Origin of the sequence: Dialister micraerophilus (genome assembly GCF_947090205.1) — a bacterium.
Classification (GTDB): domain Bacteria; phylum Bacillota; class Negativicutes; order Veillonellales; family Dialisteraceae; genus Dialister; species Dialister micraerophilus.
In genome coordinates this window covers 86104-107656 of the sequence record NZ_CAMUNF010000001.1, presented here as the reverse complement: position 1 = coordinate 107656, position 21553 = coordinate 86104, and the positions used below count along the sequence as shown (strand labels likewise).

Here is a 21553-nt window from a genome sequence, read left to right as displayed (position 1 = left end):
TAAATAAAGATTCGGAGTTGAATTATGAAAAAATCTAAAATTTATGTAACTTTAGTTTTGCTTGCAGTTATAGTTTTTATATCGGTTTATGGAAGTAGAAGTGCAGACGATTCTTTTGTTTTCGGGAAAAGCAGAGTGTATTGTGCCGGAAGTGTAATTACATTGAAGACTCCTTTCGAGTTGGCTGTAGACGGGAAGCAATCTGATCTGTCACAAAATAATTCCGACAGCGTTGTAGCTGCAGGCTCTGACGGAAATCTTGAAATTTTGGTTTTCGGTTATAAAGCCGATGAGAATACTTCTCCGGAAATAATTCTTAAAGAGCAATGTGAATTGCTTAAAACAAATGAAAATATATCTGATTTACATTTGAATGTAGGTAATGCGACAGTCGGAAATATTAATGCACATACAATAGATGCAACATTCAATGAAAGTTTAAAAAAGGGAAATGTAAATCTTATGGTAAAATCTTATATTTTTCAACAAAATAAAACGGTTTGGAAAGTTATTTATCAATATGAAAAAAATAACGAGGTAGGAAGTTTGTTGATGAATAAACTTGACGGGAAATTTACAAACGGATTTACATTTTAGTGTGAGAGGATTTAATTATGCGTTCAGGTAAGGGTAGAGGTATTTTTTACCTTTTATTGTTTATTCTTTTAGGTGCTCTAATAGGTGGAGTTTTAGGACAGTTGCTGTCAAATGTAACTTTTTCCGGTATAATGCCGTATTTGACGCAAACATATGAAATATTTAATTTTAATGATATATATTTGAATTTTGCGGTTTTGCAAATTCATTTCGGAGTGCGTTTCGCACCGAATATGTTAAGTATTATAGGAATATTTATTGCATGGTGGATTTATTATAAATTTTAAAAGTCGGTCTTTTATCGGAGAATGTGCTATGAAAATAAAAGATATGAGGTCTGAAGATAAACCGAGGGAACGATTTGCAATTTCTCCTAAAAATGCACGAATGGCGGATTTGATTGCAATTTTACTCAGAACCGGTAGACAGGGACGGTCGGTTTTGGAAATAGCCGAAGATGTAATTGATGAACTCGAAAGATTTACCGATGTAAGTATGTTCGATGATTTGGATTGGAGAGATCTTGTTCATATTGACGGAATAGGTAAAGATAAAGCTATTACATTGTGTGCCGCTATCGAGTTAGGAAGAAGATTATCGTCAAGGTTTTTGAAAACTGAATTGAAAAATTTCGGAAATCCGTCAAATGTGGCAAAGTATTTCATGGAAGAGTTGAGACATAAAAATCAAGAACATTTTTTAGTGTGCTATCTTAATATAAAAAATAAGTTACTTGGGTATCGTGAAATAACAAGGGGAGGTTTGCAAGAGACTGTAGTTGACATAAAGGAAGCTTTAAAGTGGGCATTGCGTTTTAAAGCTTATGCAATTATTCTTGTACATAATCATCCGTCCGGGGTTCCGGATCCTTCACGTGAGGATATACGCACTACCGAGAGATTTGTAAAAGCGGGGAAAATTTTAGATATCGTAGTTTTGGATCATATAATTATCGGTGACGGTAATTTTAAAAGTTTGGCAGAAATGGGATATGTTTAGTAAACATGCACTTTGTTCTTACAGAGTGCATGTTTGTTTTATTAAATATTGAATGTTATGAATATATTGATGTATAATGAAATAGAACTGTTGTTTTGTGTTTTTGAAAGAAGTTTTTATGAAAAAATATATAAAGAGATACTATACAGGTGAACAAAAAAAATTCAAATTGGAAGCTCCTTTCGGACCTAAGGGCGATCAACCTAAAGCTGTTGCGTCATTGGTGAAGGGGCTTAATGAAGGACATTGGGCACAAGTTTTATTGGGTGCCACAGGGACGGGTAAGACATTTTCGATGGCAAAGGTTATCGAGAGTGTGCAACGACCGACTTTGATTATTTCACCTAATAAAACTTTGGCAGCACAGACGGCAAGTGAATTTAAAGATTTTTTTCCGAATAATGCAGTTTATTATTTTGTAAGTTATTATGATTATTTCCAACCGGAATCATATATACCTCAGACTGATACATATATAGCTAAAGATTCTTCAAGAAACGAAGAAATCGACAGATTGAGGCATTCTGCGACAATGGCTCTTTTTGAGCGTAGAGATGTTATTATCGTTGCATCCGTTTCTTGTATTTACGGATTGGGAGATCCGGAAGATTACAGTACTATGGGTTTATCATTACGGCCCGGTGAAGAAATATCGAGAGATGAAATCATCGAAAAGTTGGTAAATATGCAGTATTTAAGGAACGATTTAAATTTTACAAGAGATACTTTTCGTGTAAGAGGAGATACTTTGGATGTATTTCCGGCCTCATCAAATAATACCGGTGTTCGTATAGAAATGTTCGGCGATGAAATCGATCGTCTTACCGAATTTGATATAGTAAGCGGTGAAACTGTATTCGAAAGAAATCATATAGGGATTTTTCCGGCATCGCATTATGTTACGACGTCTGATAAAATGAAGCGTGCCGTTCAAACGATAGAGGAAGAATTAGCCGAACGATTAAAAGTTTTAAGAGAGCAAGACAGATTACTTGAAGCACAGCGTTTGGAGCAACGAACGAATTATGATTTGGAAATGATGCAAGAAATAGGATATTGTTCGGGTATTGAAAATTATTCTAGACATATGTCACAAAGGAAAGCAGGCGAGCCTCCGTATTCTTTGTTGGACTATTTTCCGGATGATTTTTTGATTATGATTGATGAATCTCACGTTACCGTTCCGCAGTTACGTGCGATGTATAACGGAGACAGATCAAGAAAGACAACTTTGGTAGATTACGGTTTCAGATTACCGAGTGCTCTTGACAACAGGCCTCTGACTTTTGATGAATTCACTGAAAGAATAAATCAGGTTATATATGTATCCGCTACTCCCGGTCCTTATGAGATGGGAGTACAAACTAATTTGGCCGAGCAAATTATACGACCGACAGGACTTTTGGATCCGAGCGTTGAAGTACGTCCTATAGAGGGCCAGATTGATGATGTAATATCAGAAATTCGTAAACGTAAAGATTGTAATGAACGTGTTTTGATTACTACTTTAACTAAAAAAATGGCGGAAGATTTAACCGATTATCTTATGGATGCAGACATAAAGGTAAGATATTTACATTCAGATATTGCGACTATAGAGCGTGCTGAAATAATAAGAGATTTACGTGCAGGTGTATTTGATGTTTTGGTAGGTATAAACCTTTTAAGAGAAGGTTTGGATATGCCGGAAGTTTCACTGGTTATTATATTGGATGCGGATAAAGAAGGATTTTTAAGGTCTGAAACTTCGATGATACAGGTAATAGGTCGTGCGGCACGAAATGCGAGAGGTCATGTAATTATGTATGCCGATCGTATAACGGATTCAATGAAGTACGCGATAGAAGAAACCGAACGTAGAAGAGAAATTCAAAAGAAATATAATATTGAGCATAATATTATTCCTCATACGATACAAAAAAGAGTTAAAGATTTGATAAATCTTACAAAGCTTGAGGAAAAAAGTGTTGCGTATGAGTTGAATTCGGATAAAAGAAATTTATCCGATGAAGACTTGTTCAAACAAATGAAAAGAGTAGAAAAAGATATGAAAAAAGCTGCTGAACTTATGGAGTTTGAAGAGGCGGCTTTATGGAGAGACAAATTATCCGAACTTAAACAAGAATGGAATGAACGACATGGCGTACGTGCAGGCGATGTTATGAAAAGATATGAGAGTGTAAAAAAACGTATAAAAAGGCCTGTAAAAAAAAGGATATAAATTAAAAGGAGTGCTATGAAAAAGGGTATTGTTATACAAGGTGCAAGGCAGAATAATTTAAAAAATATAGATATTACTTTACCGCGTGATAAATTTATAGTTTTTACCGGATTATCCGGTTCGGGAAAATCATCTTTGGCTTTTGATACTATTTATGCTGAGGGTCAAAGAAAATATGTAGAATCTTTATCGGCTTATGCACGTCAATTTTTGGGACAAATGAATAAACCCGATGTTGATAAAATAGAGGGGCTTTCTCCTGCAATATCTATAGATCAGAAATCTACAAGTCATAATCCTAGATCTACTGTAGGTACTGTAACCGAAATACATGACTATCTTCGTATGTTATATGCTCATGCCGGAAGAGCTTTTTGCCCTAAATGTAATCAACCTATAAAAAAACAAACTGTAGATCAAATTGTCGATTCTTTAATTTCTTTGAAGGACAGAACGAAACTTTTGATATTGGGACCGGTAGTTGTTGCAAAAAAAGGTACTCATAAGCGTTTGTTGGATGAATTGCGTAAAGAAGGTTATGTACGTGTAAGAATTGACAAGAAAATTTATATTTTAGATGAAGATATAAATCTTGAAAAGAATAAAAAACATACAATTGAAGTTGTAGTAGATCGAATTTTGATAAAAGAAGGAATAACACAAAGACTTACCGATTCTGTAGAAACCGCATTGAAACTCGGTGACGGAATGGTAATAGCTGCTGTTATAGATGGAGAAGAATATATATATAGTGTACATTTCGCATGTCCGACTTGCGGTATTTCGCTGCCGAAGCCGGTACCCGGAATTTTTTCATTTAATAATCCCTTCGGTGCCTGTCCTGCATGCATGGGACTCGGTGCATCATTGGAAGCAGATTTCAACCGTATAATTCCTGATACAAAATTATCTTTCAGATTGGGTGCAATAAAGGCTTTTACCGTAAATAAAGAATCTTGGCTTATGCGTCAGCTTGGTGCATTTTTGAAATATTACGGTTTAACTATGGATAATTCTTTTGATGATTTTCCGGAAGAAGCAAAACAAGAATTTATGTATGGAGGAAAAGAATTATTGAAATTCAGCTATACAAATATGCGCAATGAAACAAAAACGTATGAGCGTGTTTTTGAGGGCATATTACCTATGGTTAAACGTAGATATGAAGAAGCTTTTACAGATAAAATGAAAGAAGAGTTACGATCGTATTTAAAAGAAAAAGATTGCATGGAATGTCATGGATTCAGATTGAGAAAAGAAAGTTTGGCTTTTCGTGTAGGAAATAAAAATATTTCAGAAATTTCAAATATGTCCGTAACTGAGCTTTTGAATTTTTTTAAAAACATAAAACTTACCGAAAAGGAAAAAATAATAGCAGAACAGATATTGCAAGAAATTTGCTGCAGACTTGAATTTTTAAAAAATGTAGGACTTGATTATCTTACGCTTTCAAGAAATGCGACAACTCTTTCCGGTGGAGAAGCTCAAAGAATAAGATTAGCAACACAAATCGGTTCCGGATTGGTAGGAGTTTTGTATATTTTGGATGAACCTTCAATAGGTTTGCATCAGAGAGATAATGAAAAACTTTTAAATACTCTTAAAGGTATGCGTGATTTAGGAAATACTTTAATTGTAGTTGAACATGATGAAGAAACTATACGTGAAGCCGATTGGGTTGTAGATATAGGACCGGGTGCCGGTGAACATGGAGGTTATGTAGTAGCGCAAGGAACTCCAAGAGAAGTTGAAAAAGTCGAAAAATCAATCACCGGACAATATCTTAAGGGAGAAAAATATATTCCGTTGCCGGAAAAACGCAGAAAAGGTAACGGAATGTTTATTGAAATTAAAGGTGCGAGTGAACATAATTTAAAAAATATAAATGTTAAATTTCCTTTAGGAGTTATGACTGCGGTAACCGGTGAATCCGGATCCGGTAAAAGTACATTGGTAAATGATATTTTGTTTTGCGGATTATCCAATATAAAAAACGATACAAATTATTATACCGGTAAATATAAAGAAATAATCGGATCCGAATACATAGATAAAATTATCGCAATAGATCAGCAACCTATAGGACGTACACCGCGTTCAAATCCTGCCACATATACAGGAGTGTTCAGTGACATACGTGAATTGTTCAGTCAGACTTCTGAAGCAAAAATGCGAGGATATAAACCCGGAAGATTCAGTTTTAATATAAAAGGCGGTCGTTGTGAAGCGTGTCATGGTGACGGAATTATAAAAATAGAAATGCAATTTTTATCGGATGTTTATGTACCTTGTGAAGTATGTAACGGAAATCGTTATAACAGAGAAACCCTTGAGGTACGGTATAAAGGTAAAAATATTTCAAATGTTTTGAACATGACGGTAGAAGAAGCAATAAGTTTTTTTGATAATCATCCTAAAATTTTACGAAAACTTAAAACATTGAATGAAGTAGGATTGGGATATATACATTTGGGACAACCGTCTACTACAATGTCGGGCGGAGAAGCACAACGAGTAAAATTGGCAACCGAATTGATGCGTGTTGCCACGGGAGATACGTTGTATATACTTGATGAACCTACAACAGGATTGCACAGTGAAGATATAAGAAAATTGTTGACGGTTTTGCAAAAACTTGTAGAATCCGGCAACACCGTAGTTGTAATAGAACATAATTTGGATGTGATAAAAGTCGCTGATTACATAGTAGATTTAGGTCCCGAAGGCGGAGACGGGGGAGGAGAATTAATTGCAAAAGGAACACCTGAGGAAATTTGCAAAAGTGAAATTTCATATACCGGTCAATATCTGAAAAAGGTAATTGAGAGAACAAAGAAGTTGATGAAAGGTAATGTTCATGATTGAGGTCAATGACATAGTAAAGAGTAAACTTGAAAATCTTCCTTCGTCTCCCGGTGTATATAGATGGAAAGATAAAAACGGAAAAGTAATATATGTAGGAAAAGCCGTAAATCTTAAAAACAGAGTAAAATCCTATGTAAGAAACGATAAAAATAAATCACCGAAAGTTATTTCGATGATAAAACATGCTGAAGATTTGGATATAACAATTACAAAAAATGAATTGGAAGCATTGATACTTGAGTGTAATTTAATAAAAGAATTACAACCTAAATACAATATTTCTTTACGTGATGATAAAACTTATCCATATCTGAAAGTTACTGTAAATGAAAAATGGCCGAGAATATATATAACCAGAAATATCAAAAGAACGGACGGTGCAAGGTATTTCGGTCCGTTTACGGATGTAAGTTCACTGCGAAAAACGCTGAAAATTGTAGGAAAATATTATCCGATACGAACATGCAGAAATATGAATGTAACTCGTCCATGTTTGCAATACCATATAAATCTTTGCTCTGCACCATGTTGCAATTTAGTTTCTCAAGAAAAATATAATGAATATGTAAAAAAATTATGCAATATTTTTGAAGGTAAAAGCTATGAAATTATAAAAACATTGAAAGAAAAAATGAAAGAAGCATCTGAAAATTTGCAATTTGAAAAAGCAGCAATGTATAGAGATGAAATAAATGCCGTAAAAAGCGTTCAACAACGTCAAAATATTGTTTCAAAAGAAGGAGATTTTGATGTTATAGGAATGGCAAGAACTGAAAATTATGCTGCGTTTGAGATTTTTTACATAAGATATGGCCGCATGGTCGGGAAAGAGAATTTTAATATATCCGGAACTGAAGATGAACGTGATGAAAGTATTATTGCTGCATTTTTAAAAAATTTTTACAGTTCAGATAATATAAATATTCCGAAAGAGATAATCATTTCAAAAATTCCTGAAGATTTTGAACTTATAAAAAAATGGCTTTCAGGTATAAGACATAACGATGTATCTTTAATTGTTCCGGAACGCGGATTTAAAAGAAAACTTAAAGAAATGGCCATTGTAAATGCGACAAAGTATTTATCTGATAAAAAAATACAATGGGAACATCAAAAAATGCGTGAGCAAGGAGCATTGATAAAACTCAAGGAAATATTAAAACTTCCGAAAATTCCTGAACGTATAGAATGCTTCGATATTTCACACAATCAAGGATCTGAAACTACCGGGTCAATGGTGGTTTTTGTAAACGGACGTCCGGAGAAAAAAGCATATAGAAAATTTAAATTAAAAACTACACAAGGCAAACCCGATGATTTCAAATCAATGGCAGAAGTAATGGAAAGAAGATATAACGATAAAAAAATCGGAAGAAATCCGGATTTAATAGTTCTTGACGGTGGGAAAGGTCAACTGAATGCAGCAGTTCCTTTAATAAGAAAGTCAGGTATTGAAGCAACTGTAATAGGACTTGCAAAAAGAATGGAAGAAATTTATCTGGAAAATCAAACTGAACCTATTGTTATCGACAGACATGATGAAGTGCTTCACTTATTACAATTTGTTCGTGACGAATCACATCGATTTGTTATAAATTATCATAGACAATGGATATCTAAAAGAAACAGAGAGTCAATTTTAGATCACATAGAAGGAATAGGACCGGTAAGGAGAAAAAATCTTTGGGCTGCTTTTCGTACACTTGATGACATGAAAAAAGCGAGTGTTGAAGAACTGCAGAAAGTAAAAGGTATCAACAAGAAAGTTGCTGAAAATATTTATAATTTTTTTAGAATGAAGAAAGATGAAAAACAGCAAATATTATATAATAGTAAAAAAGATTAAATTAAAAAATGAAAATGTAAAAAAATCATTTTGGAAGTATGATTTTATTTGACAAATATGCATTTTACACTTATACTAAGTAAGTTGATAATTATATTTGGTGGAAACTTGTAGACTGCACCGAGCGTGTAGTACACAGAATAAGGCTTAAGCCTAATAATGGTAAGGAGGTGCGAGATATGCCAAGTCCAAAAAGAAAGCATTCTAAATCTCGTCGTGATAAGAGACGTGCAAACTGGAAATTGACAATTCCGGGTCTTGTGGAATGCCCACAATGTCATGCGATGATTGTTCCTCACCACGTGTGCTCGGAATGCGGTTTTTATAAAGGAAAGTCCGTAATTCAGGCAAGTGCGGAAGCATAAATAAGTCTATAGGCACTCCGAAAGGAGTGCTTTTTGCTTTAAATGAAATTTCAACTTTTAAATTTTAATTCATCTGAAAATAAATTTATGAGGAGATTTTTAATGCTTAAAAATCGATATGTACATATCATGTTTGCATTTACAGTGTTATTAATTGCATTTTTCATATATAAAAACATTTCGAAAACTTATGAAGTTTCTCCTATACTGAAGAAAAATAATTATAAAATATGTATTTTAAAAAACGGAGAAACAGTTGATGAAACTATAGAAAAAGGAATTATTGAAGCATTGAATTCGAGCGGATATAAAAAAGGCAAAAATTTAACAATCGAAATTATAAAATGTAGCGGTATAAAAGAAGAACAAAAAAAGCAAGTACGTAATTTAATAAAATCAGATAAAGATTTAATAATAACAATAGGACCTGAAATGACTGAAGCAATAACAACGCAAACAGATAAAGTTCCTGTTGTTGCAGTAGGTGTTTCTGATATATATGTAAAAAAACATGCTCAAAACAAGTATAATTTAACAGGTGTTTTAAAAAACGATTTGATATTACAAGAGTTAAATACGATAAATAGAATAGTTCCTATAAAAAATATCGGTATTGTATACAATACGAATAATCAAAATTCAATAAATCGTTTAAAATATATGAAAGAAGTATTGAATAAACAATTTAATATAAATATTTTAGACATTGAATTTATCAACATGAATAATTTTATTGAAAAAATAGGAAAAATTAAAGATAAAACAGATGCAATATATATTCCTGAAAATGAAATATACTATTCGTATTTTGATAAAATAATAAAAAAATTAAATGATGAAAAAATACCGGTTATTTCAGACGGTGCAGTAATGGTTGAAAAGGGTGCATTACTTTCTGTAACTGTAGAAAATTACAGGATGGGATTTGATGGAGGTCTTTTAGTTGCAAAGCTGTTGGATGGAAATATAATTCCATGTGAATTATCTTTTAAGAATGAAACGGATCCCGATATATTTATAAATATGGCAGAGGCGAAAAAACTTAAACTGAAGATACCTTCTGATATTTGGCAAAAAGCACGTAAAATGTATTTATATGAAGGACAGAGTGCAAATTGAATTTCAATTAGTTAAAACTGTTGAAAAATAAGTGCTTGATGTGTATAATAAGTTAAGTGTGAACTGTATCTGGGTTTATCGACTCTCCGACGATTACGCGGATATAGCAATTTATTTTTTAGGAGGAAATTATGATTACAACTGAACAGAAGAAAGAAATTATTGCCAAGTATGCGGTGCATGAAGGAGATACAGGATCTGCAGAAGTACAGATTGCTATTTTATCCGAAAGAATAAGACAGTTAACTGAACATTTGAAGTTGCATAAAAAAGATCATCATTCACGCCGCGGATTGCTCAAGATGGTAGGTAAACGCAGAAACATGCTCGAATACTTACGTCGCAGCAATTTGGAACGTTACAGAGCTTTGGGTGAAAAACTCGGATTAAGAGTAAAATAATTAAAGAACCGGTCAAGTTGGCCGGTTTTTTGCATATATTTTAAAGTTGAAGTTTAATATCAATATACAAAAGTTTTGATGGAATTTGTTGTATAATACAAAAAAGAATCTTGAGGAGGAGCAAGATGAAAATAGTTTTGGCAACAAAAAATAAAGGTAAAATAAAAGAATTTAAAAAGGTTTTTTCGGAATTGGGATGGGAAGCAGTAGCAATTTCAGATATTGCATATGTTAAAGAGCCTGAAGAAACAGGGAAAACTTTTGAAGAAAATGCTATAAATAAAGCAAAATATTATTCGAAAGCTGTTTCAATGCCGGTACTTGCCGATGATTCCGGAATTATAGCTGATGTATTGAAAGACAGACCGGGCATTTATTCTGCAAGATATGCAGGTGTTCATGGTGATGATAAAGCCAATAACAGTAAATTGGTAGATAAATTAAGACTTTATAAAGAAAATGAACGTTCCGGATATTACATGTGTGTTATAGCATTGGTATGGCCAAACGGAAAAGTTATTACGGCACAAGGAAAATGTGAAGGTATAATTCGTGATTTTGAAGAAGGAGAAAACGGATTCGGTTATGACCCGTTATTTTATTTACCTGAAAAAAAGTGTACTATGGCACAATTGACACTTGAAGAGAAAAATAAAATAAGCCATAGAGGTAAAGCTATTAAAAATTTAATCGAGAAACTTAAAAAACTATAAAAGTGTACATTTTTAAAGGAATAAGTTTATGCTATAATAGTTGTGTCGGTTTTTAAAGATATATTACATGGAGATGTTGGTAAACTAATGAAAAAGAAGAAATTGAAACTTTTGGGATTTAATAACCTGACAAAAACATTAAGTTTTAATATGTACGATATTTGTTATGCACGTACAGAAGAGGAAAGAGCGAATTATATTGCTTATATTGATGCGGAATATAGTGCTGAAAGGTTGACGCAAATACTTAAAACCGTTTCAGATATTATAGGAGCAAGTATTTTAAATATAGCGCAGCAAGATTACGATCCTCAAGGTGCAAGCGTTACAATGTTGATTGCGGAAGAACCCGTAAAAAATGAAAAACAAGATGTTGTAATGCATCTTGATAAAAGTCATATAACCGTGCACACTTATCCGGAAATGCATCCGCAAGATGGGATTTGCACATTTCGTGCAGATATAGACGTATCTACTTGCGGTAAAATTTCACCGTTGAAAGCATTGAATTTTTTATTGAAATCATTTGAAGCGGATATAGTAAATGCAGATTATCGTGTAAGAGGGTTTACAAGAGATGTAAACGGAAAGAAGATTTTTATAGATCACAGTATTAATTCTATACAAAACTATATGGACGTAGAATTAAGAAATAAATACAATATGATAGATGTAAATGTTTATCAAGATAATATATTTCATACCAAAATGTTACTTAAGAGTTTTGATTTGGAAAATTATCTTTTCGACTTAAAAGTACAGGATTTAAATCAAAAGGAAATAAAGAAAATACGTAGACTTTTAAAACAAGAAATGTATGAAATATTTAATGGAAGAAATCTTCCTGCAGTTAAAGATTAAAAAGGAGAGTATTATGGATTTAAAAGAAGAAGCAATGAAGTTCAGAAAAGAAAATCATCAAATTATATCTACGTCATTGACTACCGATGTAAAAGATCGTCATGATCTTGCAATAGTATATACACCGGGTGTAGCTGCTCCATGTCTTGCAATTAAAGAAGATGAGGATAAATCTTTGGAACTTACTTGGAGAGGTAACGCAGTCGCAGTAATTTCAGACGGAACTCGAGTTTTAGGATTGGGAGATATAGGTGCTGCAGCTGCAATACCGGTTATGGAAGGTAAAAGTGCATTATATAAACGTTTCGGTAATATAGATGCTATTCCGATCGTGATTGATACAAAAGATAAAGATGAATTTATTCATACGGTCCAATTACTTGAAAAATCATTTGCAGGAATTAATTTGGAAGATATATCTTCACCGAAATGTTATGACATAGAAGATGAATTGAAAGAAACAATGAATATTCCGATTTTCCATGATGATCAACATGGAACTGCAATTGCGGCATTGGCAGCTGTTCTCGGTGCATTGAGATTAGCAAATAAAAAAATTGAAGATGTAAAGGTAGTTATGAACGGTGCAGGTGCAGCAGGTACAGCAATTGCAAAGTTGCTGCTCGGTGCAGGTGTAAAAAATGAAAATATGATTGTTTTGAACAGTAAAGGTATTTTGTACGATAACGGCAAACTTGACAGAGTACAAACCGAACTTGCAAATCGTGTAAATCCGCATAAGAATAAAGGGACTTTAAAGGATGCCGTTTGCGGTGCGGATGTATTGCTCGGATGTTCGGCGCCCGGAGTATTTACTGAAGAAATAGTGCAAAGCATGAATGAAAAGAACATAGTATTTGCTATGGCAAATCCGAATCCGGAAATGATGGAAGAAGATGCAAAAAAAGCCGGAGTGTTTATTTTCGGAACAGGAAGAAGCGACATGCATAATCAGGTAAATAACTCATCGGTATTCCCCGGACTGTTTAGAGGAGCTTTAGATGTTCGTGCAAAAAAAATAAATGAAGAAATGAAGTTGGCAGCTGCATATGCATTGGCTAATTTAATGGGTGACAGCGAACTGACAAGAGATAATGTAGTAGTAGATGTATTTGATAAGCGTGTTCCATATGCAGTAGCAAAGGCAGTAGCAAAAGCAGCTATAAAAACAGGAGTTGCAAGAGTTGATCAATTACCTGAAAAGTATCAGGACTGATATGAATTGTATTGACAAAATATAAATATTTTACAAACCGACGTATTGATATAAATAATACGTCGGTTTTAGTTTAATCTGATATTTTTCAAACAATATTGAATTGTGAATGAATATTGTTTAAAATTATATAGATATACAAATTAAAAATGATTGATATAGAGATAAAATGAATATCACAAATAAAAACATATACAACTTGAATTTAAAAGAAAAGTATGATTCAAACGCGGTATTTTTACTTGAAATAATTGAAAAAAGCGGATATGAAGCGTATTTTGTCGGAGGTTGCGTAAGAGATTTATTATTAAATAAAAAACCTTCAGATTGGGATATTACAACATCTGCAATGCCTGACAAAATTGCTGAAATATTACATAATTTCAATGTAAAAACTTTTGATAACGCCGGAATGAAATATGGTACTGTTTCTGCAATTATAAACGAAAAAATATATGAAATAACTACGTTTAGGCGAGATATATATGGACAAAACAGTCATTTACCGGACAAAGTTCTTTTTACTGAAAATTTAAAAGAAGATTTATCAAGACGAGATTTCACAATTAATGCTATGGCATCAGATCGTAACGGTAATATATATGATTATTTCGGTGGACAGTCTGACTTACAAAGGAAAATATTGAAAACTGTAGGAGATTCCGAAAAAAGTTTTTGTGAAGATGCGTTGAGATTGTTTCGTGCATGCAGATTTTTAGGGCAATTAAATTTTGAACCTGATAATGATTTAATAAGTGCAATGCCATATGCTTTTTATAGAGTTTCAGGATTATCTTTAGAAAGAGTTAAAAGAGAAATCAACAAACTTTTACTTACCGACTATGCAAGTAAAGGTTTTGATTTGATGGTAAGAACAAAATTAAATGAAACACGATGCAGTGTTAAAGAAAATGGAAAATCAAAAGAAATAGACATACTTCCTGAATTATCTCACTTGGTTGATTTGCCTCAAATGAAAGAATTTCATCGTTTTGATGCGTGGAAACATTCATTGGTGGCATTGGATTCATCTAAACCGCTACTTATAAATAGGTGGGCCGCTTTTTTACATGATATTGGTAAAGGTATGCCCGGAATTCGTGCAGTGGACGGAAATAAGATTACTGATTACAATCATGATGTAAAGGGATCTGAAATGGTGGAAGCTTTATTCACCAGATGGAAAATGGCAGATTTTTTTATAAAAAGAATTTCATGGTTGGTAAGGAATCATATGAAATTTCATTTTTTTGCAAATAATTCGAATGCAAATAGGATAAGATGGGTAAGAAGATTAGCTAAGTCGGGACAATTTGAAAATCAAAAAGATTTAAATGAAGCTTTTTTACAACTTCTCGATGTTTGCAAAGCGGATATTATAGGTTGTGGAAAAAATATAAAAAATACTGAAGGTCATGTACTGTTTTATAATGAAATAAAAAATATTATTTTTAAAATTCCGGTTTCAAAAAAAGAGTTGAAAATAAATAAAGATATAATAAAAGCATTAGAACCATTTGTAGGAGAAGGTATTAAAAATTTATTTGAACGTGTGCAAAACGGTACTTTAAATAATAGTAATCTTGCATTGTATAAAGCTGCTTTAAGATATAGGAGGCGACAGAGAAATGAAAATACGTAATCCGAGAAATATAATGAGACAAAGAAGTCGTTCTATATCTTTAGTTTTGGTTGGAATAGGCTGTCTATTGGGATTAAGATTGTTGTGGGTTCAGGGAATACAAGGTGCAAAATTTGCGGAAATGGCAATAAACCAAACGGAAGGTATACAAACATTGTATTCGCCAAGAGGCACTATTTATGATAGAAACGGTAAACAGTTGGCATTTTCCGTAATGGTTAAATCATTGTACGCGGATCCGGGAATGATAAATGTATCTGCGGAGGATGCCGCAAAAGAGTTGGCTCCTATTTTAAATATAAAGGAAGATGTTTTAAAAAAAGACTTATCCGGTAAAACTCGTTTTGTTTGGCTAAAACGTATTATGGATCCTCAAGATTCCGATAAAGTAGAAGCTTTGATAAAAGAAAAAAAATGGAAAGGATTTGCTTTTGTAAATGAAAGTAAGAGATATTATCCCAACGGAGTTCTTTTATCAAACGTACTTGGATTTGTGGGTGTGGATGATAAGGGTTTAGATGGTCTTGAGATGTCATTAGACTCTTTAATAAGAGGAGATATAAATAAGCAAATTCTTTTGACAGATGCAAGAGGAAATCCGATATTGGATTCGTCGATGGCACCTTATAAAGCGAAAGAAGAAAAGTCAGTTTATCTTACAATAGATCAAAATATTCAATTTTATGCTGAAAGAGCTTTAGATAGGGCTATGTCTACAACTAAAGCCGACGGTGGAATAATTATAGTAATGGATCCGAAAACAGGTGAGATTTTAGCTTTAGGAAATCGTCCTACATATAATGCAAATGAATTTTCAAAAGCTACGGAAGCTCAATTTAAAAACAAAGCGGTTGTAGATATTTATGAACCGGGTTCTACATTTAAGTCCATTGTTGCATCTGCAGCACTTGATGCAGGTACATACAGCGCAGATACTGTATGGCACGATCCGGGTGCAATTTGGGCTTCAGGACATGCTATAAAAAATTGGAATGAAGAATCTTATGGGGATGTAAAATTGGTAGATATACTCAAATTTTCGCTTAATACAGGATTTGCACACATAGGATTACTTACCGGTGGAGATATTTTGACTGATTATGCAAAAAAATTCGGGTTTGGAAAACCTACAGGAATTGAACTTCCCGGAGAAGGTTCAGGAATTTTGTTCGATCCTAAAGAAATGAGACCTTTGGATGTTGCAACAATGGCAATAGGTCAAAGTATAGCGGTTACACCTTTGCAAATGGTTCAAGCTTATAGCGCTATAGCAAATGGCGGTAAAATGGTAAAACCTCATTTGATTTCATCTATAAAAAATCCTGACGGAAGTGATTACAGTAAAACAAATACTGAAATTGTCGGTCAACCTATCAGTAAAAATGTAGCCGATCAAGTAAAAGATATGATGGAAAAAGAAGTTTCCGAAGGTGGAGGAATAAATGCAGAAATTCCAGGATACCATATGTGCGGAAAAACAGGAACCGCACAAAAGTTGGATACTGTAAACGGGGGATATCTCGGTAATGAACACATTGCTTCATTTTGCGGCTTCGGTCCAACTGAAGATCCACGAGCTATTTGTCTTATAGTACTTGATAATCCGAAAGGAAGTTATTATGGGAGCTTGGTAGCGGCTCCTGTATTTAAAGAGGTAATGGGACAGATTATGAGATATTTCGGAATACAAAGTACGGATGAAATTAATAAGCAAAATAAAGCTACTATTGAGCATAACGATTTAAAACTTCCCAAACTTCCATCGGATAATGAAACGGATATCGTATTGCCTGATTTTACAGGTTTTTCAATTCGTGATGTAGGAGAATGGTTGGAAAATGCGGATTTGAGATTTAAACCGGAAGGTACAGGATTTGCAATTTCGCAATCACCGGGTATAGGTGCAACTGTAAAAAGAGGAAGTGATGTCAGAGTTGTTTTCTCTGAATGATATAAAACGATTTTTTGCCATATGTAAGGGAAATCAATTAAATAGAATATTAATTATTTTAAGCAACCATTATGATGGTTGCTTTTTTCTTTATGAAATAAGGTAATTAACATTATTTGCAATTGTAATATTTTAAATTTTTTTATTCCGAATATTCGATAAATTTTATATTATTGTCGTTTATAATAAAAACATTTGAATATCAAAAAAGAATTTAGCAAAAGAATCTATTATATACATCTAAAATTTAAGTATAGATGTATATAAAATTAGAAATGCTTATAAAAATAATAAAATTGCATTGAAAGCTGCTTGTAAGTTAAAATTAAAATAAAACAAAAGGAGAATTATAAATTGAAAACACTAACCAAGTATCAAGTATATTTAAAAAAAGAAGAAAACTACAATATACCGGATAAACCGTTAAACCAACCGCAGCAAGTAGTAGACCTTATGGAAGACATATTCAATCTATCACAAGCAACACAAGAAATATCTGTAATGATAGCTGTAGATTGTCACATGAAACCTATTGGGGTATTTGAATTATCACGTGGCACACTCAATCAGGGAATCATGCATGCAAGAGACATTTTTCAAAGAGCAATAATGGTAAATGCTTATGCAATTTTCTTAGCACATAATCATCCAAGCGGAGATAGCACACCAAGCGACATGGATGATATTCTGTACCTACAACTTAAAGAAGATGGAATAAGGATGGGTATACCTATTAAAGATAGTTATGTAATAGTGGATAGAAATAATTACACAAGCATACCCGAACACATGGAAGAAGAAAGAAAGAGGGAAATGAAAGAAAAAGGAATAAAAGAAAAACCGATAATAAAAAGAGTAGATGAAAACGGAATCACGTGGATTTAAACAAAATAATTTAACATCTCAAAAGGACGTATCAGGCAAGTGAAAAGGTACGTCCTTTTTAATTTGTATATGAAGAAAATAAAAAACGATCGCATACAAAACGATATGAATAGAAACGGTATTATGTGAATTAAAAATAAATAAAACGTGATATGTTAAATAAAAATATGTATTTTTTGATAACCATCTCTTACAGGTTACCTGTAAAACAGTATATACATCATTTGTTCGGTATTTTTTTATAAAACTCAAAATATTATAAAGTGAATTTAATTAAATATACTGAAAATATATGTTAAAATACTTATATCTATAAAAATATAAATCTAAGGAGAATTTTATGTTGAGTGATATTGAAATTGCAAGGAAAGCAAAGATTAAACCTATTGAAGAAATTGCTGAAACGTTGGGAATTTCAAATGAGTTTATAGAGCGGTACGGTAAATATAAAGCAAAAATTTCTTTAAAGTTTATAAACAAAATTAAAAACCGTAAAAACGGTAAGTTGATACTTGTAACGGCAATGTCACCGACCAAAGCCGGAGAAGGTAAAACAACAACAACTATAGGATTAGGACAGGCTTTGGTTAGTTTAGGGAAAAAAGCTCTGATTTGTATAAGAGAGCCTTCTATGGGACCTTGTATGGGTATAAAAGGGGGAGCAGCAGGCGGCGGATATTCTCAAGTAATTCCTATGGAAGATATAAATTTACATTTTACGGGTGACATACATGCAATTACGGCAGCACATAATCTTTTGGCTGCAATGGTAGATAATCATATTCATCAAGGTAATGAATTGGACATAAATCCGGAAAAAATTGTATGGAAGAGAGTTATGGATATGAATGACCGAGCTCTTAGAAATATCACCGTAGGATTAGGCGGCAAGAAAAACGGTATACCTCATGCGTCAGGCTTCGATATAACGGTCGCTTCCGAATTAATGGCTATACTTTGTTTGGCTGAAGATATAAATGACATGAAAGAACGTTTTTCTAAAGTTATTGTTGCCTATACGACTAAAAATAAACCTGTTACGGCAGGTGATTTGCATGCTCAAGGTGCAATGGCTGCGATAATGAAAGATGCTTTAAAACCTAATTTGGTACAAACATTGGAACATGTACCGACTTTTGTTCATGGAGGGCCTTTTGCAAATATTGCACATGGATGCAGTTCATTGATTGCAACAAAAACTGCATTGAATTTATCCGATTATGTCATCACCGAAGCAGGATTCGGTGCAGATTTAGGTGCAGAAAAATTTTTCGATATAAAGTGCAGACTGGGGAATATTATTCCAAATGCGGTTGTGGTTGTAGCGACTATACGAGCATTAAAAATGCATGGAGGTAAATCTGTAAATGAATTAAATGATTCGGATGTCGGTGCATTAAAAACAGGTCTTTCAAATCTCTTTAAACATATAAATAACCTTAAATTATATAAAGTTCCTTTAGTTGTAGCTTTAAATCTGTTCCCATCGGATACCGAAGAAGAAATTGAATTTGTTAAAAATGCTTGTAATTCATTAAATATACCGATAGAAATATCTACCGTATTTTCAGATGGCGGCAGAGGGGGAATTTCATTAGCGAAAAAAGTCTTGGAATTGACCGAGAAGAAATCTGATTTTGAGTTTCTTTATGATGAAAATTTAAACATAAAAGAAAAAATAAAAATTATTTCAAATAAAATTTACGGAGCAAAAGATGTCGAGTATAGCGATGAAGCACTCGATTCATTGGAATTGATAGAAAAAATGGGACTTGACAAATTGCCGGTTTGTATAGCCAAAACACCGGTATCATTCTCAGACGATCCGAAGAAATTAGGAGCCCCTGAAGGATTCAATATACATGTAAGAAATGTAAGTATATCCGCGGGTGCAGGCTTTATTGTTGTTTTAACCGGAAATGTGATGACAATGCCCGGACTTCCTTCAAAACCTGCTGCAGAAAATATTGATGTAGATGAAGACGGTAATATCTCAGGTTTATTTTAAGAGGTAAATATGATACTTGACGGTAAAAAAGTTGCAAACGAATTGAAAGAAAATTTATTCAAACGTATAGATGCATTGAAAAAAAATAAAATATTTCCTTGTTTATCAATTGTTTTAGTAGGAAATAATCCGGCTTCGCAAATGTATTCTTCATTTTTAAGTAAAACAGTAAAAAAATATGATTTAGATGTAAGAGTACATGAATATAGTGAAAATATTTTAGAAAATGAACTTGTTTTAGAAATAAAAAAACTTAATGAAGATGAAAATGTAGACGGGATTTTAATTATGATGCCGCTGCCTAAGCACATTTCTGAAGAGAAAATTATTGATACTATATTACCTGAAAAAGATATTGACGGACTTACAACGGTAAATATAGGAAGTATAGTTAAAAATAAAGATTGTTTGTGTCCATGTACACCGAAAGCTGTAATGACAATATTGGAGTCATATAAAGTTGACATAGAAGGTAAAGATGTGGTTGTTTTAGGTAGAAGTGCAGTAGTAGGTAAAACATTGGCGTTAATGCTTTTAAATAAAAATGCCACAGTTACCGTTTGTCATTCAAAAACAAGAAATTTAAAAGATAAGACGTTAAATGCGGATATTTTAATTTCTGCAATAGGAAAGCCGCATTACGTAAAAGAAGATATGGTAAAAAAAGATGCGATTGTAATTGATGTTGGAATAAATAAGTTGAATGGGAAAACTGTAGGAGATGTAGACTACGAAAAAGTAGAAAAAACAGCAAGAGCAATAACACCTGTACCCGGTGGCGTAGGTTCGGTGACTACAACAGTGGTGGTCGATACTCTTGTAAGTGTAGTTGAGAAGAAGTTTTTACATAAGAAGGGTTAAAATATGCCTGAGAATAATGTAGTGCAGAAAGTTGTAACTGAGCGTGTAGGTTGGACAGAAAATTTGCTCATTTCAGTAAAAAAATGGGCATTAATAAACGGTATTAATATAATTTTAGCCGTTATAGTTTTTTTAATTGGATTTTTTATTTGTATACAGATACGTAAATTTGCATTAAAAATATTTAAGAAAAGTACTATAGAACCTTCAGCAATAAATTTTTTGACTGAAATTATTTATTTTTTGGCAATTATAGTAGTTGCAATGATTTCGCTTAGCGTAGCAGGCGTCTCCACTACATCTCTCGCAGCCGTTTTAGGGGGACTCGGTATCGGTGTAGGTATGGGTCTTAAAGATAATATCGGTAATGTTGCATCGGGTGTTTTTATTTTAATATTCAAACCTTTTCAAGTAGGTGATTATATATCAGTGTCCGGATATGAGGGAAATGTCAGAAACATAAGAGTTATGTATACGCAAATAGAAACAACAGCAAGACAAATGATAATTATCCCTAATTTACAAATAAATAACAGTATAATCAAAAACTATTCATTTTTCGATACGAGAAATATTGAGTTTAATTTTGATGTAGGATATGATACTAATCTTGTAAAGTGTATTGAGTTGTTAAGAAAAACTTTTCAAAAAGATAAATTTGTTGTAGATAAAAAAATTGTCGAAGTGTATGTAAAAGGGCTTGCTGAATACGGTGTAAGAATTTATGTAAGGGTCAGAGTTGACAGAAAAGCTTATTTTGAAGCTCAAAGTGAATTATATATAAATGCATTGGAAGCTTTAGATAAGGCCGGAATAGAACTTCCTTTTCCTAAACTTGAAATTTATCAAAAAAATAATGAAAATGTTGACAACAAAAAAGCTTGATGCTATAATTCAAGTTAATTAAATACTACCTGTGATCAGGGAGAGTAGTGAATGAATTAATCAATAAAGAGAGTCGGCGCCGGTGAGAATACGACATGATGTTCATGCATGAATGGGC

The 21553-nt window shown here is 33.0% G+C and carries 18 protein-coding genes and 1 other annotated feature (1 of these 19 cut by a window edge); all 18 genes read left to right on the top strand.

Annotated elements, in window-relative coordinates; all coding sequences use genetic code 11:
* Nucleotides 1-24: 24 nt before the first annotated feature.
* The 18 genes from P6922_RS00520 (at nt 25) to P6922_RS00435 (ending at nt 21435) form a co-directional block, all read left to right on the top strand.
* Complete coding sequence (locus P6922_RS00520) at nt 25-597, top strand: hypothetical protein (RefSeq protein ID WP_276873452.1); 573 nt, start codon at nt 25-27, stop codon at nt 595-597.
* 17 nt (nt 598-614) lie between these two features.
* Nucleotides 615-884, top strand: a complete 270-nt coding sequence (locus P6922_RS00515; protein ID WP_007554395.1) for a DUF4321 domain-containing protein — start codon at nt 615-617, stop codon at nt 882-884.
* A gap of 28 nt (nt 885-912) precedes the next feature.
* Nucleotides 913-1596, top strand: coding sequence for a RadC family protein (gene radC / locus P6922_RS00510; RefSeq protein ID WP_007554316.1), 684 nt, complete (start codon nt 913-915; stop codon nt 1594-1596).
* Between the two features lie 118 nt (nt 1597-1714).
* Nucleotides 1715-3817 carry an excinuclease ABC subunit UvrB gene (gene uvrB / locus P6922_RS00505; RefSeq protein WP_276873449.1) on the top strand — a complete coding sequence of 701 codons (2103 nt, stop codon included), beginning with the start codon at nt 1715-1717 and terminating at the stop codon, nt 3815-3817.
* Between the two features lie 15 nt (nt 3818-3832).
* Entirely contained in the window at nt 3833-6682 is a 2850-nt protein-coding gene (gene uvrA / locus P6922_RS00500; protein WP_276873447.1) for an excinuclease ABC subunit UvrA, read from the top strand.
* Nucleotides 6675-8528: an excinuclease ABC subunit UvrC gene (gene uvrC / locus P6922_RS00495; RefSeq protein WP_276873444.1), complete on the top strand. Its 1854-nt coding sequence runs from the start codon at nt 6675-6677 to the stop codon at nt 8526-8528. The genes uvrA and uvrC overlap by 8 nt, the downstream gene beginning before the upstream one ends.
* A 179-nt stretch (nt 8529-8707) precedes the next feature.
* Nucleotides 8708-8893 (top strand): 50S ribosomal protein L32, encoded by a 186-nt coding sequence (rpmF, locus tag P6922_RS00490; RefSeq protein WP_007554439.1) that lies wholly within the window; start codon nt 8708-8710, stop codon nt 8891-8893.
* Nucleotides 8894-8995: 102 nt separating this feature from the next.
* Complete coding sequence (locus tag P6922_RS00485) at nt 8996-10012, top strand: ABC transporter substrate-binding protein (protein WP_276873443.1); 1017 nt, start codon at nt 8996-8998, stop codon at nt 10010-10012.
* A gap of 131 nt (nt 10013-10143) precedes the next feature.
* Nucleotides 10144-10413, top strand: a complete 270-nt coding sequence (gene rpsO / locus P6922_RS00480) for a 30S ribosomal protein S15 (protein ID WP_007554389.1) — start codon at nt 10144-10146, stop codon at nt 10411-10413.
* A gap of 125 nt (nt 10414-10538) precedes the next feature.
* The gene (locus P6922_RS00475; RefSeq protein WP_007555525.1) at nt 10539-11126 is read left to right on the top strand and encodes an XTP/dITP diphosphatase; all 588 of its coding nucleotides are present in this window, start codon (nt 10539-10541) and stop codon (nt 11124-11126) included.
* Between the two features lie 87 nt (nt 11127-11213).
* Nucleotides 11214-11987, top strand: coding sequence for an adenosylmethionine decarboxylase (speD, locus tag P6922_RS00470; protein WP_007554399.1), 774 nt, complete (start codon nt 11214-11216; stop codon nt 11985-11987).
* 13 nt (nt 11988-12000) lie between these two features.
* On the top strand, nt 12001-13203 hold the full coding sequence (locus tag P6922_RS00465; RefSeq protein ID WP_035062539.1) for an NAD(P)-dependent malic enzyme: 1203 nt from the start codon (nt 12001-12003) through the stop codon (nt 13201-13203).
* 169 nt (nt 13204-13372) lie between these two features.
* Nucleotides 13373-14845, top strand: coding sequence for a CCA tRNA nucleotidyltransferase (locus P6922_RS00460; RefSeq protein WP_276873440.1), 1473 nt, complete (start codon nt 13373-13375; stop codon nt 14843-14845).
* A complete protein-coding gene (locus P6922_RS00455) occupies nt 14832-16796 on the top strand; it encodes a penicillin-binding protein (RefSeq protein WP_276873438.1) in 1965 nt (654 codons plus the stop codon). Before P6922_RS00460 ends, P6922_RS00455 begins: the two co-directional genes overlap by 14 nt.
* Before the next feature lie 354 nt (nt 16797-17150).
* The gene (locus tag P6922_RS00450; protein ID WP_276873435.1) at nt 17151-17681 is read left to right on the top strand and encodes a JAB domain-containing protein; all 531 of its coding nucleotides are present in this window, start codon (nt 17151-17153) and stop codon (nt 17679-17681) included.
* A 340-nt stretch (nt 17682-18021) separates the two neighbouring features.
* Nucleotides 18022-19689 (top strand): formate--tetrahydrofolate ligase, encoded by a 1668-nt coding sequence (locus P6922_RS00445; RefSeq protein WP_276873433.1) that lies wholly within the window; start codon nt 18022-18024, stop codon nt 19687-19689.
* Between the two features lie 9 nt (nt 19690-19698).
* Nucleotides 19699-20550: a bifunctional 5,10-methylenetetrahydrofolate dehydrogenase/5,10-methenyltetrahydrofolate cyclohydrolase gene (locus P6922_RS00440; protein WP_007554468.1), complete on the top strand. Its 852-nt coding sequence runs from the start codon at nt 19699-19701 to the stop codon at nt 20548-20550.
* Between the two features lie 3 nt (nt 20551-20553).
* Nucleotides 20554-21435 carry a mechanosensitive ion channel family protein gene (locus tag P6922_RS00435; RefSeq protein WP_007554353.1) on the top strand — a complete coding sequence of 294 codons (882 nt, stop codon included), beginning with the start codon at nt 20554-20556 and terminating at the stop codon, nt 21433-21435.
* 22 nt (nt 21436-21457) lie between these two features.
* Nucleotides 21458-21553 (top strand) — a binding site (T-box leader) (it continues 146 nt past the right edge of the window).